Source organism: Alteromonas sp. Cnat2-8 (assembly GCF_022348355.1).
Lineage (GTDB): Bacteria > Pseudomonadota > Gammaproteobacteria > Enterobacterales > Alteromonadaceae > Alteromonas > Alteromonas macleodii.
The window spans coordinates 400346-417235 of sequence record NZ_JAKREX010000005.1 but is presented as its reverse complement, the minus strand read 5'-3'; the positions used below and the strand labels follow the sequence as shown (position 1 = coordinate 417235).

At 45.8% G+C, this 16890-nt stretch carries 13 protein-coding genes; 12 read left to right on the top strand and 1 reads right to left on the bottom strand.

Annotated features, from left to right (window positions below; translation table 11 throughout):
* Positions 1-5: 5 nt before the first annotated feature.
* Positions 6-632 (bottom strand): CPBP family intramembrane glutamic endopeptidase, encoded by a 627-nt coding sequence (locus tag MHN00_RS15415; protein ID WP_014976215.1) that lies wholly within the window; start codon positions 630-632, stop codon positions 6-8.
* Between the two features lie 426 nt (positions 633-1058).
* Here MHN00_RS15415 and MHN00_RS15410 point away from each other — a divergent pair, with 426 nt between their 5' ends.
* The 12 genes from MHN00_RS15410 to MHN00_RS15355 all read left to right on the top strand — a co-directional run bounded on the left by MHN00_RS15410 (position 1059) and on the right by MHN00_RS15355 (position 16877).
* A complete protein-coding gene (locus MHN00_RS15410; RefSeq protein WP_039230095.1) occupies positions 1059-1892 on the top strand; it encodes a MurR/RpiR family transcriptional regulator in 834 nt (277 codons plus the stop codon).
* A 200-nt stretch (positions 1893-2092) separates the two neighbouring features.
* A complete protein-coding gene (locus MHN00_RS15405) occupies positions 2093-2656 on the top strand; it encodes a DUF924 family protein (protein ID WP_014949092.1) in 564 nt (187 codons plus the stop codon).
* Between the two features lie 183 nt (positions 2657-2839).
* Positions 2840-4105: an amidase gene (locus tag MHN00_RS15400; protein WP_239301667.1), complete on the top strand. Its 1266-nt coding sequence runs from the start codon at positions 2840-2842 to the stop codon at positions 4103-4105.
* A 168-nt stretch (positions 4106-4273) separates the two neighbouring features.
* Positions 4274-5851, top strand: coding sequence for a gamma-glutamyltransferase family protein (locus MHN00_RS15395; protein ID WP_239301666.1), 1578 nt, complete (start codon positions 4274-4276; stop codon positions 5849-5851).
* 72 nt (positions 5852-5923) lie between these two features.
* Positions 5924-6742, top strand: coding sequence for a sulfite exporter TauE/SafE family protein (locus tag MHN00_RS15390; protein ID WP_014949089.1), 819 nt, complete (start codon positions 5924-5926; stop codon positions 6740-6742).
* Positions 6743-6752: 10 nt separating this feature from the next.
* Complete coding sequence (locus MHN00_RS15385; protein ID WP_239301665.1) at positions 6753-8021, top strand: alanine--glyoxylate aminotransferase family protein; 1269 nt, start codon at positions 6753-6755, stop codon at positions 8019-8021.
* A complete protein-coding gene (locus tag MHN00_RS15380; protein ID WP_239301664.1) occupies positions 8014-9258 on the top strand; it encodes an allantoate amidohydrolase in 1245 nt (414 codons plus the stop codon). The genes MHN00_RS15385 and MHN00_RS15380 overlap by 8 nt, the downstream gene beginning before the upstream one ends.
* Positions 9259-9294: 36 nt before the next feature.
* On the top strand, positions 9295-9660 hold the full coding sequence (locus MHN00_RS15375) for an AraC family ligand binding domain-containing protein (RefSeq protein WP_239301663.1): 366 nt from the start codon (positions 9295-9297) through the stop codon (positions 9658-9660).
* A 216-nt stretch (positions 9661-9876) separates the two neighbouring features.
* Positions 9877-11355: an adenosine deaminase gene (locus MHN00_RS15370; protein WP_239301662.1), complete on the top strand. Its 1479-nt coding sequence runs from the start codon at positions 9877-9879 to the stop codon at positions 11353-11355.
* Between the two features lie 2 nt (positions 11356-11357).
* Positions 11358-12935 carry a nucleobase:cation symporter-2 family protein gene (locus MHN00_RS15365; RefSeq protein ID WP_239301661.1) on the top strand — a complete coding sequence of 526 codons (1578 nt, stop codon included), beginning with the start codon at positions 11358-11360 and terminating at the stop codon, positions 12933-12935.
* A 241-nt stretch (positions 12936-13176) separates the two neighbouring features.
* Positions 13177-15609, top strand: coding sequence for a TonB-dependent receptor (locus MHN00_RS15360; RefSeq protein WP_239301659.1), 2433 nt, complete (start codon positions 13177-13179; stop codon positions 15607-15609).
* A gap of 131 nt (positions 15610-15740) precedes the next feature.
* The gene (locus MHN00_RS15355) at positions 15741-16877 is read left to right on the top strand and encodes a purine nucleoside permease (RefSeq protein WP_239301657.1); all 1137 of its coding nucleotides are present in this window, start codon (positions 15741-15743) and stop codon (positions 16875-16877) included.
* Positions 16878-16890: the final 13 nt, after the last annotated feature.

Genomic DNA, 16890 nt, shown 5'->3' with positions numbered 1-16890 from the left:
AATAACTACGACGCGATAACTAAATAAGATCCCAGCCCGATGGTAAATAAAAAACTGCCCCATATAGCATGTTCTATAACCACCACGGGCGTCGAGTTAGTTTGCATATACCTATAACCGAAAATGCCACCGCCAATCCAAGAAATGACTACAGCAATCCAGTTACCGTACACTAAGTGGGCTAAACCAAATAAAAAAGTACTTAAGGCCCACCTTGCATATTTCGAAGGCAGTATTCGCTTGTAACGGTGAAAAAAGTACGTTCGAAAAATGATCTCTTGCGGGATGACCGACACTAACGGATAAATCAATAATGTAGCTACCCACATCCATGGCTGGTTCATAGGCCAATGTAGGAACAATTCCGGTTTAAAAAAGTAAACTACCAGCGCCAGTAAGCTCGCCCACGGCAAAAATAACCTTAGCGTACTTTTTAAATGCGTGCGATAGTCTTCCCAATGCCACAATTTAATGCGTTTAAATTGCTTATCTGCTAACAAGATAGCTAAGCAACAAAGTCCCATAACACCTAAAATAGGCATGAGATAATTTGCAAAATGCTTTATCCAGTAGAGAACGGCAAAGGGAATCACCACAAAGAGCAAGATCAATTCAGACCACAGCTTTGCCACAACTCACCTCTTTCTCTCGATCATGCTAGGTTCGCTGATCGATTCCCCAAGCGTTTTTACTAACTAGAATCGATGCTAAACCAACAAGATAATTACCAACCGATGACACTTTTGTGAATTTTTACGGTTTATGTCTATGAAAGTGTAGTGCCAATTTGCAAAGCATGAGTGATTAATTAAGTGCTACTTTAGCCCTACACTTTACTGCGCATTCGTAACTCTCTATATAGATAAGGTTTTTTAAGAGCAGTGGAAACTTGTAAGCGTTTTTTAGTAATAAGCAACAACGCTCATTATAGTGTTCTACTTCAATAATCGGCTTCGAAAAACCTATTTTGAAGTACGTGAACGCGTTGAGTTCAGGTAGTGTTTGTATATCGCACAAAAGTCGTGAAATAATTGCATAAGATGTATAAGGCGATACCAATGACAAAAAATAGCCCTAGCGACGTTTTACAGCAAATTGAAAACCACTATGCCTCTTTGTCCCCTTCGGGCAAGGCTATTGCGCATTATATTCAGCAGAATCCTATCGCAGTATTAAGTCAATCTACGTCTTTAATTGCAGAAAAAACGGGGACGTCAAAGGCCACAGTCAGTCGCTTCTTTCGCCAGCTGGGTTTTGACTCGCACCAGCAAGCTAAAGAAGCGCTTGTTCAGCTACGTGAGCAAGGCGTGCCTGTTGTAAGCCCTTCAAGTGGTGTACTTCAGCATGAGAATGATAGTAAGAATTTGGCCAATACATTTGATAGCACTTCCTCAGAGGCGTTGACAGATATTGCTAAATTGCTGGCATCAGCAGGTCAGGTCACCTTGATTGGTTTTAGAAACGCCTACCCCATTGCACTTCATTTTAGGCAGCAACTCAAACAAATTCGTGCGTCGGTCCGTGTGCTTCCCCAGCCCGGTCAAACACTTAGTGAAGATATTATCGACCTAACCGAAAATGATCTTGTCGTACTTTTTGGTTTTCGTCGTAGAACCCGACAATTCAAGTTTGTTTTAAATAGCATTAAACACTGTAAAACCGTATTAATTACCGATCCAACGGGCCAAGGATATCGTCACGATGTCGACCACCTGCTGGTTACCCACATTGGCAGTGACTCGCCTTTTGATAGTTACGCGGCTCCAATGAGTCTGGTTGCATCACTGTGTAACCTCACCTACGAAGTATTAGGAAGCCAGGCCGCAGACCGCGTCGACGCGATTACTGACATCTACATTCAAATGGATGAGCTAGAAAGTCCAAAGCGTTAATCCTTCCCACAGAACACTTTTTAAGCAATACTATAAAGAGAGCAGATAGCAGAGAATTGTTATTTTGCAAGCGTAAAGGGAACTAAAGCGCTTAAAAATGGGTATAAGTATTAATTCACAACGCTTATTTTGGGTTTTAATGCATAAAAACGTACCTGTTAATTTAATTTCACTGCTAAAAGCGTGTGGTTGGAGTTGATATGGATAAAACGCAAGTAGTCATGGAAGAAGCTAACGGTGTACTAGACTTTTGGTTTGGAGAACTCTCCCCAGAGCAATGGTTTAAGGAAGATGCAGCACTAGATAAAACGATCACTTCGCGATTTTCAAAATTGCGTGCAGCAGCCATAAAGGGCGAGTTGTGGCCTTGGCGAGCGACGGCTACCGGTCGTCTTGCCGAAATAATTCTTCTCGATCAATTCTCGCGAAATATTCATCGCAATGACAAAGATGCATTCAGTGCAGACAGCATTGCTTTGGTTCTTGCGCAAGAAGCGGTAAGTGTTGAAGCCGATAAGGTACTTACACCGCAGCAGCGCGCGTTTCTGTATATGCCGTTTATGCATAGTGAATCACTCGCAATCCACGACGTCGCATTGGAACTGTTTTCACAAGAAGGCCTTGAAAGAGAATTCTCCTTTGAAAAGCGCCATCAACAGATAATTGAAATGTTTGGCCGCTACCCTCACCGCAACCGAATTTTAGGGCGCGAGTCGACACCAGAAGAAGTTGCATACCTGAAGCAAAACCCCCAAGGCTTTTAGCAACTTATTTAGTGTTCTTTAACGATTTACTCAGCGCTTTACCAATTATGTAACTCACAGAAAATAATGTACGTACTAAAATGCCCAATGAAGTAACGCTCGTTTCTCTTGACTTTTTAATGAAACAGTTGTTTCATTAATCTAACGACGAATAAAGAAACAATAACGAATAAGTAACGCGCTGTGAGCTCTCCTTTTGTACTGAAGCCCTGTGATGCCAAGTTCACACAGGCAATTAAAAACCTAGAAATCGCATTCAGTCTTGACGGTAGTGTTAAAGATGACGCATTTTCGGCGTCAGGAAAAGCGCTGAATCAGGCAAAAAGTCAAAGTAAATTGCCGCTTAGCGGACTAGGTCTGGCAGTGAAAGATTTGTTTCACATTGAAGGATTGCCAACTGCAGCAGGAAATCCTGATTGGTTAGCCACACACGCGATTCCGAAAAACACCAATCGTTGCGTAGCAAAGATGCTTCAAGCGGGTGCCGCGTTCAAAGGCAAAACCATCACTGATGAACTTGCCTACAGTTTACACGGGCAGAATAAGCACTACGAAACACTGGTAAATCCAGTGGCACCAGCTCATATACCTGGTGGTTCTTCGTCAGGTTCAGCGGTGGCCGTTAGCGCGCACCTTGCCGACATAGGGCTTGGCACCGACACCGGCGGCTCTATTCGCGTACCGTCTAGCTATCAAGGGTTATGGGGGCTTCGCACCACGCACGGCGTTGTGGCCTGCGACAATATGGTGGCACTTGCTCCGTCGTTTGATACCGTGGGCTGGATGACACGCGACCTAAACACGCTGACTAAAGTTGCCAATGTCTGCATAGATAGCGCAACACAAAGTGAAATATCAGGTTCGCCTCGATTTGGCATAGCGGCGCATTTATTTGAGCAGGCCGCTCACAAATCGCTGTGCAAAACATGGCTTGCAGCGCTGGCAGATAACAACGACTGTATTGTATTGTCAGAGACACAGCTAGATTTAAAAACCTTACAAACTGCCGCTACCTTTCGTACCTTACAGGGCAATGAAATATGGCAGCAACATGGCGAATGGATTGAATACACTCAACCCGATATCGCCAAAGATATAATGTTGCGCTTGAATTGGTGTAAAACCATAACAACGCAAGAAGTAGAACAAGCTAAAGCGCAACAATCTGTGGTAATCAATCATTTAAACACGCTGTTTGAAGAAATAGATGTATTGATTATTCCCACGACACCCGGTGTAGCACCTCGATGTGATGCCGATGAAACAACGCTGGCAAATGATAGAAACGCTCTGCTCGCACTCACGGCGATAGCTGGGCTTGCGGGATTACCCCAACTTCATTTGCCGTTGTTTACCCTACACAACGCCCCATGCGGATTATCGCTAGTGGGCAAAAAAGGCAACGATCTTGCACTTCTCGCGTTAGCAAAAAAGCTAACCACTCGCTAAACGTGTAAAGCGCGCCTGTTTTTTTAAGTTGCACTTAAAAAAAGCATTAGCGCCCTATCGCATTCAAGTTGAAACTAGAAAGCGGAAGTAAGACCTAAGCGCCCGTCATTTTGCCTGATTTGGGCTTAAACTGACTGCGCGGTTGCCGAGCTTTTGAAGGAATTAAAAATGAGTGAAAAACCAAATATAGCGTTTACTGCCCCTCACTTTGCGGCATCGCAAGTGGGCTTAAACATATTAGAAAAAGGCGGCACCGCTATTGAAGCTATGGTAGCTGCTGCAGCATCTATCGCGGTTGAATACCCGCACATGAATGGCATGGGCGGTGATGGATTTTGGCTAATCAGTGAACCTGGTAAAAAGCCGATTGGCATTGATGCATCTGGCGTAGCAGCAAAGGGCGCGACACCTTCTTTCTACGAGGGTAGCGATGCCATACCTAGCCGAGGCGGAAAGTCAGCATTAACCATGGCAGGCGCAGTTGCTGGTTGGCAAGCCGCGCTTGAATTAAGTCACAAATGGCAAAGCGGTTTACCGTTAAGCACATTGTTCGATACGGCGATTAGTCAAGCTAACTGGGGGATTGAAGTTACCCAGAGCTTGGTGGATGCCAGCAACAAAACCTTTGAAGAGCTAAGTGCGGATGAAAATTTCGCTCAGTTTTTGATTAAGGGGAAAGCCCTTAAAAAAGGTAAAATTTTAAAGCTAACAAAGCTCTCTGAAACTTTGAAGCATTTAGCAGAAAAAGGGTTAGATGATTTTTATCACGGTGAGTTAGCTTCACAGCTGGCTGAAGACTTAGAAGCCGCCGGCTCCCCTATTCGTCTTGAAGATTTTAACAATTACAAAGCGACAATTGTTGAGCCATTGTCAGTGTCCACCAGCAAAGGCAAGCTTTATAACTTGCCGGCGCCCACACAAGGTGTGGCGTCGCTCATTATTTTAGCCTTGTACGACAAAGTTCAGCATTTGGGCAGCACCGATGCTGACATGGTGCATTTACTTATTGAATGCACGAAACAAGCCTTCATTGCGCGTAACGCGAACGTAACCGACCCATCTCGTACGCCTGTTAGTCTTCAAAGCCTGTTAAGTGACGATGTGCTTGATGAAATGGTGAAGCACATCTCATTAGATAAAGCACTTCCTTGGCCGCACGAAGCCAAGCACGGCGATACTATTTGGATGGGTTGCTGCGATTCTGAAGGCCGAATGGTGAGCTACATACAGTCACTTTACTGGGAGTTCGGCTCGGGCGTAGTGAGCCCGCAAACAGGCATTGTTTGGAACAACCGTGGCACTTCGTTTTCACTCGATCCAAACAGTAACCAATATTTGGCCCCAGGCTTGAAACCATTTCACACACTTAACCCCGCTTTCGCTGAGCTTGTCGACGGTCGACGCATGAGCTACGGCACCATGGGTGGTGAAGGTCAGCCTCAAACCCAAGCGGCGCTGTTTGCTCGTCATGTGTACCACGGTCAACCTATCGCCAAAGCTATTTCCCTAGGCCGTTGGTTACTTGGTAGAACCTGGGGCGATCAGAGTCACAACTTAAAAGCAGAGCGTGACTTAGTTGAGTATGTGGGGGAAAGCTTACTGGCACGGGGCCACGATATGGTGACGGTAGATCCTTGCAACGAACTCATGGGTCATGCTGGTGCAATCATTCGCGACACAGAAGGTACGGTTAGCGGCGCAAGCGACCCAAGAAGTGACGGCAAAGCTTACTTTGGACATCGCTAGTTTATTCACAGTGGCTAAGACGCAGCACTGACAAATAGTTAAACCAACAAACGTTAAAGAGAAAGAAATCACATGCAGTTTTTAATGGATAACCTAACGGTTATATTATCGCTTGCGGGAACAGGCGTGTTCGCAGGCATACTAGCAGGAATGCTTGGCGTAGGTGGAGGCATTGTTATTGTGCCGGTACTGTTTTTCTTGTTCCAAGCCCTTGGTGTGTCCCCTGAGAGCGCAATGGTAATAGCCACGGCAACGTCTCTGGCAACCATCGTCCCTACTTCAGTAAGCTCTATTCGTGCTCATCACAGTAAAGGCAATGTAGACTTTGCATTGCTAAAAGCGTGGGCAGTATTCATTCTAATTGGCGTGCTTGCCGGAAGCTATGCGGTGACGGCGGTTAACCCGACGTTCCTTACCTTACTGTTTGGCATTATTGCAACCTTGTCTGCCATTAATATGCTTATTGGCAAGAAAGACGCGCTATTTAAAGGGCTACCGGGCCGCGCGGGTCAGTCGATTATGGCAACCTGCATTGGCCTATTTAGTTCTATGGTAGGCATTGGTGGCGGTACGTTAACCGTGCCGACTCTCACATTTTGTAACTACCCAGCACACAAAGCGGTGGGCACCGCTGCTGCAGTCGGTTTAATTATTTCGCTTCCAGCGGCGCTTACGCTGCTATTTGTTGGTACCACTCCTGTTGATGCGCCCTTCGCTACGTACGGCTATGTAAACTTGCTGGGGTTTGTCTGCATTGTTCCGCTCACGGTGTTATTTGCGCCTGTCGGTGCAAGCATAGCCAATAAGCTAGACGCTGGCTTACTTAAGAAAATCTTCGCCGTTGTTCTCATCATCACTGGCTTGCGCATGCTAGCGCAAGTGCTTATCTAGGAGTGCCCACATGTCTAAAGAAGCCTCTAACAGAACGTTTGCTCCACTATCCCCGCCGCCTCGCTTGCTAATGGGCCCGGGCCCAATTAACTGCTACCCCCGTGTGTTAAGCGCCATGTCTACCCAGTTAGTAGGTCAATATGATCCTGTAATGACTGGCTACATGAACGAGGTCATGCAACTTTACCGCGATGTTTTCAATACGAAAAACCAGCAAACTTTTTTGGTTGACGGTACGTCGCGCGCTGGAATTGAAGCTGTATTGGTTTCGGCAATAGAGCCAGGCGATAAAGTCCTCGTACCTATCTTCGGGCGTTTTGGGCATTTGCTTGCTGAAATTGCAGAGCGCGCCGACGCTGAAGTTCACACCATTGAAGTGCCGTGGGGCGAAGTGTTTACGTCTGAACAAATTGAAAACGCGATAAAAGACGTAAAGCCAAAACTGCTTGCCATTGTTCAAGGGGATACGTCCACCACCATGCTGCAACCGCTTGCAGAAATTGGCGCGATTTGTGAAGCAAACGATGTGTTGTTTTACTGCGATGCAACAGCGTCAATAGGTGGGAACCCGCTAGACGTTGATGCATGGAAATTAGATGCGGTGTCAGTTGGCCTGCAAAAGTGCTTAGGAGGCCCATCAGGCAGTGCTCCTATTACACTAAGCGACAAGTTTGTTAAAACCGTGCGTACCCGTCACCACGTTGAAGCCGGCATTCGCGATGCTCACCATGAAGCCGCGCGTGGCCCTAAAATTCGTTCTAACTACTTCGACTTGCCCATGATCATGGATTATTGGGGCGAGGAGCGACTAAATCACCACACCGAAGCGGCCAGTATGCTCTATTGCGCCCGTGAATGCGCGCGCCTGCATTTAGAAGAAGGCCAGGAGAACGTGATTGCTCGTCACAAAGTAGCGGGCGACGCGATGCTAGCCGGTATTCAGGCCATGGGACTTGAGCCCTTCGGCGATCTGAAACACAAAATGTACAACGTTGTAGGTGTTCATATTCCCGAGAGTGTTCATGGCGAAGAGGTACGCGAAACCTTACTTCTGCGTTTTAACATTGAAATAGGCACTAGTTTTGGTCCGCTAAAAGGAAAAATTTGGCGCATTGGCACTATGGGCTATAACGCCAGAGAAGATGCCGTGTTACATACCCTCCAGTCCCTTGAAACTGTGCTTCGTATGCAAGGGTTTGCGCTACCTGCTGGTAAAGGTGTAGATGCAGCGCTTAGCGTTTATGCTAAGGCTAAAGCGGCGGGAGTCACCAATGGGTGAATTCGCAGAATTTGCTGAATTGGCTACGCAAGTCATGGCAAGGTGCGAAACATTAGGCACCTTAAGCCAGGACCCAGCCTGTTTAGACAGGCGCTATTTGACCGAACAACACAAGCTTGCAAATCAACTAGCCTCAGGGTGGATGATTGAAGCCGGAATGACCACCTGGCAAGACGCCGTTGGCAATATATGGGGGCGCTATACATCAAGCGTGCCCAACGCACCGCGATTAATTCTAGGTAGCCACCTCGACACTGTGCCTAACGGCGGAAAGTACGACGGCATGCTCGGCGTGGTCGCCGCTATTTCGCTGGTCGCTATGTTTGACGGCACGCAAACCAAGTTCCCTTTTCATATCGATATTGTGGGTTTTTGTGATGAAGAAGGTACGCGATTTGGCACCACCCTTTTAGGAAGCCGCGCGCTCACCGGTAAGTGGCAAGAGCAATGGCGTCATTTAAAAGATGAAAATGGCGTGAACTTAGAGCAAGCCATGGCGAACTTCGGCCTTAATTTCGATGCAGTAAACAGTGCCGCTATTTCCCGTACCGACATTTTGGGCTACATAGAGCTACACATTGAACAAGGCCCTGTTTTAGAACAAGAAAATCTGCCTGTTGGCGTTGTCAGTGCTATTGCAGGTGCAAAACGTTTTAATTTTTCAGTAGAAGGCATGGCGGGTCACGCTGGCACTGTGCCAATGTCTATGCGACGAGATGCATTGTGCGCAAGTGCAGAGATGCTATTGGCTGTAGAGAGCATAAGCTTGCAGCGTCCGGGCGTTGTAGCCACGGTAGGTAAAATTGAAAATGCGCCAAACGGTGTTAACGTCATTTCTGGTCGCACACGTTTTTCTCTCGATATCAGAAGCGAAGATGATGAATTGCGAGATTCTGTATTGGCAGAAATATTGCAAAAGTTTGATGCCATTGCGCATGCAAGACAAATAACGCTAACACGGGAGCAAACCCACAGCGCACCTGCGGTGCATTGCGATAGCCTGCTAAAAGAAGCACTCGTTCGGGGGGTAGAAGAAAGCGGAATTAAGCCAAGGGTACTTGCCTCGGGTGCAGGTCATGACGCTATGGCCATTGCAGATATTTGCCCTGTGGCCATGTTGTTTACACGTTGTAAGGGCGGAATAAGTCACCACCCTGCAGAATCTATTACTATTGATGACGTGGCCGCAAGTTTGTCAGTACTTTATAAAACCATTAGCAAGCTCAAGCATACGTAGTGCTCAAATCAGTAAAGTTTCAATGAAGGGTTAATAATGAAAATAACAAGGATTTACAACGATGAAGCAGGCAAAAGTCATTTTGGCGAAGTGGAGGTTGCGCTAAAAGACGGCGGTCCCATCGGCATGCTTTCAGAAAAATTTGGAGCCGATAAGATCATTTTTCGCGAAACGCCTGCAGATTATGATTTTAAGTGGCATCCAGCGCCGGCGCGACAACTCCTTTTCATAATTAAAGGGCGTGCTGAATTTACGGTGTCTAACGGTGAACGCCACGTGTTTGGAGCAGGTGACGTACTATTGCTAGAAGACACAGAAGGCGAAGGCCATTGTTCCCGCGCAATGTACAATGAAGTACGCCACTCAATTTTTGTGACGTTAGATGAAGGCGTAGTCCTATAAAACGACCGTTCGCACTGCTCTGAAAAAATGCGCTAATTTAGCGCATTTTTTTGTTTAGGCACCAAAATGGGGCTTACGAATTGCCTAATTATTTGCTCCTGACCCAACCCCACATAAAAAACACTTTAAAACAACAACTTAAAAACACATTACTAAGCAGACCAATTGGTCAATATCTTGCAACCATAGAGCAACTATTGCTAAGAAAAATTGCTCATGTCATTTGTTGTACGAACCCTGTTCATTTTGTCTTTATCCCTTGTTGGTCTTTATTCCGCCGCAACCCCCTTTCCTACTGAAGAAGACGCAAACAATTGGTTTAAGCAATATACACAGTCATTGACCGACTCACAGACCTATCAACTACTTAAACAGTTTCCAAAAGGCGGTGACTTGCACCATCACTTATCAGGTTCGGCGTACGGCAAATGGTGGTATGAGCTAGCAACTAATCAAGCGCTAAACGGCGGCTATCAGTACTTCACGAAGGTGAATCATAGCGAGTGTGACTCGGCGCCGTTGTTTCATACTATTTCTAACACTACCCACTCAAAACTAACGAAATGTAAACAAAAGCAATATAAAGCATTGAATGCCCTAAGTAACAAAGAGCAAGACGCGTTTATCCATAGTGTTGAACTTGATAAGCCAGAAGAAGGTCGAGAGGAGTTTTTTGAATTTCACTGGCAGCGTTTAAGCGAGCTTACTCAAAACCCCTATATTACAGCGCAGGTTCTGCTTAGAAACATGCAGCTGTATCAACAAGAAAATGTGCGCTATTTAGAAACGCAAATGAACGTTAGGTTTATGAATCGCGCAGACGGGAGCCGCTTTCCCCCTGCTGAAGCACTTAAAGTTATTACAGACATGCTCGATAGCGAACCAGCGAAAGCTACCGGTGTCACCGTTCGTTTTCAATATGCCTTGGTTCGTTTTACTGACAACATTGAAGCTCAACTAGACTGGATCTTCAAATTCGTAGACGCCAATAGAAAATGGTATGTAGGGATAAATTTGGTTGGCAGGGAGGACGATCCCCGAGGTCAACCCACGCGCTTTTTAGCGCCCATAACGAGACTTAGAGCTCAATATCCAGCCATTCGCCTCTCCTTTCATGCAGGTGAATCTGAGCATGCAGATACCAATATTCGCGACACCTTATTGTTAGGCGCAGAGCGAATAGGCCATGGCATTAATCTGCTAAAAGATCCTTCAACGTATTTGCTCATGCGCCATAACCGCTATTTGATTGAAACCAATTTAATTTCAAACCTAAAGTTAGAATACATCGATGATTTGAGCGCTCATCCCTTTCCTCAACTTTTAAGAACCGGTGTACCCACTGCACTTTCAACCGACGACCGAGGGATGTGGGATGCCACACTCACAGATGAATATTACCTGGCGTTTACCCAGTTCAATCTAAGCTGGAGTGAGCTAGTTACATTAAGTCAAAACAGTATCAAGTACAGCTTTTTACAAGACGAGAAAAAAGAGCAACTACTTACTGAGCTAATCCGAGATCTAACACAGTTTTTAGCCTTAATAGCGGAAAACGCTAACCAAATACCTTCTGCAAACAGCAAAGTACAACCTCTTAACAGCAACGTGGAACGCTACAGTGATTTCATCTGCGAGTTTGCCGCCTCGGTCTGCACCAATGAAGGAAATAACAAGGAAATAACAAGGAAATAACCATGTCTTCAAATCACAGCGAACTACTTTACGATTTACATGATAGTCCGGCATTTCTTCCTTCACTTACCGCGGCATTTCAGCATTTACTTGCAAGCTTTGTCGGTGTCATTACGCCGACTCTTATTGTTACATCAACACTGGGCCTTACTGAATACACGCCTTATCTTATCAGTATGGCCTTGTTTGTAAGCGGCATAGGCACGGCAATTCAAACAAAGCGTATAGGCCCGGTAGGCAGTGGATTGGTAGCCATCCAAGGTACCAGTTTTGCGTTTATTAGCGCGTTGATACTGGCAGGAAATCAGGTCAAGGCGGATGGAGGAACACCCGAAGATGTCTTGTCTTTGTTGTTTGGATTAACTATGGCGGGTGCCATGGTCGAAGTGGTGTTTAGTCTATTTGTACATAAACTCAAACGTATCATTACACCATTAACTACAGGAATTGTAATAACCGCTATTGGGCTAAGCTTGATAAACGTAGGCATGACTGATCTTGCGGGCGGCTTTCACGCTGCTGACTTCGCCAGCACAGAAAACTTAGCCGTTGGACTTGGCGTGTTGCTCATCATTGTTTTCTTGAACGCCTCAACAAATCATTGGCTGCGTTTGAGTGCCATCTTTATAGGTATGGCGATTGGCGCAACCTATGTCGGCATTACAAAAGGATTAGATTTCAGCGGCCTAGCTTCGCTTTCCGTCGTAGCGATCCCCACCCCTTTTGCCTTTGGCATTGCATTTGATATCACTCTCTTTTTACCTATCGCGCTCATCTATTTGTTTAGTGCAATAGAAACGGCCGGCGACTTAACCGCAAATAGCCTTTTCTGTAAGCAGCCTGTGAGCGGTCCGATTTATCTTGCAAGAGTGAAAGGCGGGATTTTGGGCGACGGCGTTAATTCGTTACTTGCTGGCATGTTCAACACCTTTCCAAATACTACATTTGGCCAGAATAACGGGGTTATCCAATTAACCGGCATCGCCAGCCGTAAGGTCGGCTTTTTTGTTGCAGCGCTATTCGTTGTTATTGGGTTCTTCCCCATTGTAGGTGGTGTGCTGCAGGCTATTCCCAAGCCAGTTCTTGGCGGTGCTACTCTGGTTATGTTTGCCATGGTGGCCGTGGGTGGCTTAAAGCTATTAGCCAGCTACGCACTTGATAGGCGCAGTAGTTTGGTGACAGCGTGTGCGCTAGGTATGGCGATTGGTGTAATGATGGTACCAGAAGCCCTTTCTGAATTGCCTTCATGGCTTGAAAATATCTTACTTTCCCCAGTAACCTCGGCCGGCCTTACCGCCGTCATCCTTGATTTAACCTTACCTGGAAAAAAGCTCCTTGCTTCCCCACACGCTAGTGCACAAAAAATTGAAAGCAGCACTGGCGTTGCTCAGGACAACCCTGCTTACGAGCCTATTCACAACCCAAAGCCAGAAGGTAACCGTAGGGCGCCGAAAGTACTCAATGAAAAAGCCGTTGTAAACCATGAGGTTGTTAAGCACTCAGCTCACTCGACACACATTTTAAGTGTAGACGGACAACCGGGCGTAACCTCTGCTCTTTTTAGTGCAAAAGCTCGCTAAAAATCACCTTATAAGTGCATGCATTTATGCGATTGAGTTTATTTACATAAAAATAACAATATAAGAACAACATTATATATTTTTATCCCTATAATTCAGCAACTTAAGAGAAGGTTAAAAGTTGACCAACTGGACAAGTAGTTGGCACTCATCCTGCTAACTCTCTTGCCAATAACAAAACGCATATAAAAATGCGTGAAAAGAGCCCTAAAAAGGGGCAACTAAAAATAACGAGGAAACCATGAAAAACACTACATTCAATTTATCTCCTCTAGCAAAAGCTTTTGCAATGACTACCGCGGTCGCGCTATCGTCGCAAGCTTTTGCTCAAGAAGAGACAGAGGTTAAAGAAAAAGACGTTGAAAAAATTCAGGTAACAGGATCCCTTGGGAGCCTTCCTGGCCAAGACGTTGAGTCAGTTTTTGGCTTTGGCAAATCTATTCTCGAAACGCCTCGCTCAGCGTCCACGATTTCTCAAGAGCAAATGGAGCGCTTCAACGTTTCAGACATTGATGAACTCGTCGCGTTCGCACCAGGTACATTCACACAGTCGTTCTTCGGTGTTGCAGGCTCTCTGGATGTGCGGGGCACGCCCGGGGAAACTTACTTCCGCGGTGTTAAGCGCTTAGACAACCCAGGTAACTACCCTACGCCTATTGGCGCGTCCAGCCGAATCGACATCGTTCGTGGTCCGGCATCACCTATTTACGGCCCATCAAAAATTGGTGGTTATCTGAACTTTAATCCCAAGTCTGCCCGTGCGTCATCGGGGCAGTATTTAGATGCACCAACAGGCGCGTTGTCTTACACAACGGGGTCGTGGAACAAAAGCATTTTAACCGCAGAAGTTGGCGGACCGACTAGTGTTGCCGGTAAAGAAATGGGCTATTACATATACGGTGAGCTAGAAAACTCTGACAGTTACTACGACAATACCCAGACTGATCAAACCGTACTTCAAGCATCATTTAATATCGATATTACCGATAACCTTCGCTTTGAATTTGGTGGTATGTACCACGACTACGATGGTAACCAAGTGGCCGGCTGGAACCGATTAACTCAGGAGTTAGTTGACGACGGAACCTATATTACAGGTACGGCTCAACCATTAGATACGGACGGCGACGGTCAAATCAGTCACGAAGAATATGCTGAAGTCGCCGACTTGATTTCACCGTTTATTTTCACGCCAGCTGTCCCATTAGATTCGGTTACAGGCGACTTTTTCGATCCTCTAATGGCATTACAAAACCCAGGTACTACGACCTTAAGTGGTAGCCAAACTTTGGTAGCACCTGATGACCAACTTGGTAACGAAGCCATAACGCTCTACTTCGACACCATTTACTACACGGATAATTGGGAAATTCGCAACCAGCTTTTCTATGATGCATACGACAACATAAACGAAAATGCTTATGGCTTCTCACAATTCCATGACAGCTGGGTTATAGAAGACAAACTAATTTTTGCGACAGAATATGAGAACGACGGACTATTAGCGCAATTTCAATTTTCACCATCTGTACGCTATACCGACTTTGAGCACGGCGATGACTTCACTTACGAGTTCTTTAATCGTCGCGACCTAACCATGCCGTCTTCAGCGCTCGATCGCCGCCTTTTGTCTACCCGTTCGGGTAAAAACTACGACAACTATGACGTAGGTAATTACTTAGACTTAGGCATTGCTGCAATGACCGATTTAACTTGGGACTGGGGTTTAAACTTAGTACTAGGTTTACGATACGACACTATTGACATTGAAAGTACATCGCGTACGGATTTACTTTTGGGCGCTACTGGAGATGAAACACCAGTTTATGCTGAAGAAACCGTAGATGGATGGTCTTGGAACGCAAGTATTTCATATGAGTTTGAATTTGGCCTTATTCCTTATATCACTGCAGCAGAGCAAGCTACCCTTGTTGCAGGCCAGGGCGCCGAGATTGGTGTTGGCCAACTCAATCAACCTGGTGGTGGTGCATTCGATACCTCTGAGCTGATGGAATACGGTATTAAAGGTTCTCTCGTTGACGATACACTCTATTTTGCCCTTTCATTCTTTGAGCAAGAGCGAACCGACTTCAATACACAGAATACGGTTACCAACAACACAACCAATAACGAAGGCACCGAATTTGAACTTCGTTGGGTAGTCAATGAGAACCTTGTTGTTTCTGCTGGCTATACAAATATAGAAGTTATTAACTTAACTGCACTTGCCAATGGAAACCAATTTGGATTCTTAGGTGCTGACGATTTAGTTGCTCTTGATGATCCTTCGTTAATTTTTGGCGGGAACGTAGTAGGTCTTAACCTTGTTGGTGAAGGAGAAACAAACTCTGACGGACGAAAGGCCGGTATTCCTGAAAATATTTACACGCTGACAGCAACCTATGACTTCCAAAATGGTTATGCTGCCAACGTGAGTATTGTGGATGTGGATGAGGTCGCGTCTGGCTACTCAGCTGCAGTGACACTTCCAGCCTACACGTTAGTCAATGCTGGCTTGTCATATCAGGCAGAAGATTGGTCGTTGAACTTAACCGTTAAAAACTTAACTGACGAGCGTTATTTCCGCTCTAACTTCCCTGATCTATTTGGTAGTCAAATTGTACTACCTGAGCTACCGCGTCACTGGAATGCTAAATTTACTTACTCATTCTAAGTTCGCATACTCTTTGAGCGTGGTCGTGCTTCACGTGTAGATTGAACGTTCGACACACGCTCTCAGGCCTGTAAGTTTTTTCGATAAGAAGCCCAGTTTAATAATGCTGGGCTCTTTTTTAGGAGTACTAAATGCATCTTTCTTTTTATCCACTGCTTAAACAAAAACGGTCTGCCTTTTTCAACGCTTTGCTTATATTGGCTATGTTTTTGGGTTTCTGTAGCAGTTGTTATTCTGCCAGTGTTAAAACCAATGACGCTAAGCCGCCAATGAAAGTGAAGGTTGTTGTGGTAAGTATGTTCGAAATTGGCAGCGACGAAGGCGACGCGCCTGGTGAATTTCAATTGTGGAAAGCTCGCCAGAAACTCACAACCCAATACCCTTTGCCTCATGGCTTTCACGATATTTACGCCAATCCTGATACAGGTGTAATCGGTATGGTTACGGGAATGGGCATTGCGCGCGCTTCAGCAGCAATAATGGCACTAGGTCTTGATCCTCGCTTTGATTTATCCCAAGCCTATTGGTTGGTCGCAGGGATCGCGGGAGTCGACCCTGCGGATAACACCATTGGAAGTGCAATTTGGACCGATTACGTAGTTGATGGCGACCTAGCACATCAAATTGACGCTAGAGAAATTCCGTCTCAGTGGAGTACGGGTTATTTCCCCCTCTTTACTCATGCGCCTTTTGAAAACGCTGACGCTGTAGACGTAAACAACAGCCCAAATGGCGAGGTGTACGCGCTGAACTTACCGTTAGCAAAGTGGGCCTATTCGTTGACAAAAGACACCAAGCTTTTAAACAACGAAGCGATGGATGCATTGAGAGCCAAGTACACCAACTCAGCTAATGCGAGGGCACTTCCCAATATATCTATGGGTGCGCATTTATCTGCTTCTACCTTTTGGCATGGCGAAAAACTAAATACGTGGGCAAACGATTGGGTGGCATACTGGACGCAGGGCAAAGGAAATTTTGTTACCTCGGGCATGGAAGACTCAGCAACACTTCAAAGCTTGAGCTACTTGGACAATGCAGGGTTAGTCAACAAAGACCGCTTACTTATTCTTAGAACGGCGAGCAATTTTACCATGCAGCCACCATCGTTGAGCGCTGCGGAGAACCTAAAGTTAGAGAGTTCTGGCGATGGATATGCAGCAATGGGAGCCGCTATAGAAGCCGCCTATAATGTCGGTTCGCAGGTTACAGACTATATTGTAACGCATTGGGAAACCGTAAAAGATACGCCCCCTTCAGCGGAATAAACGCACTTTAACC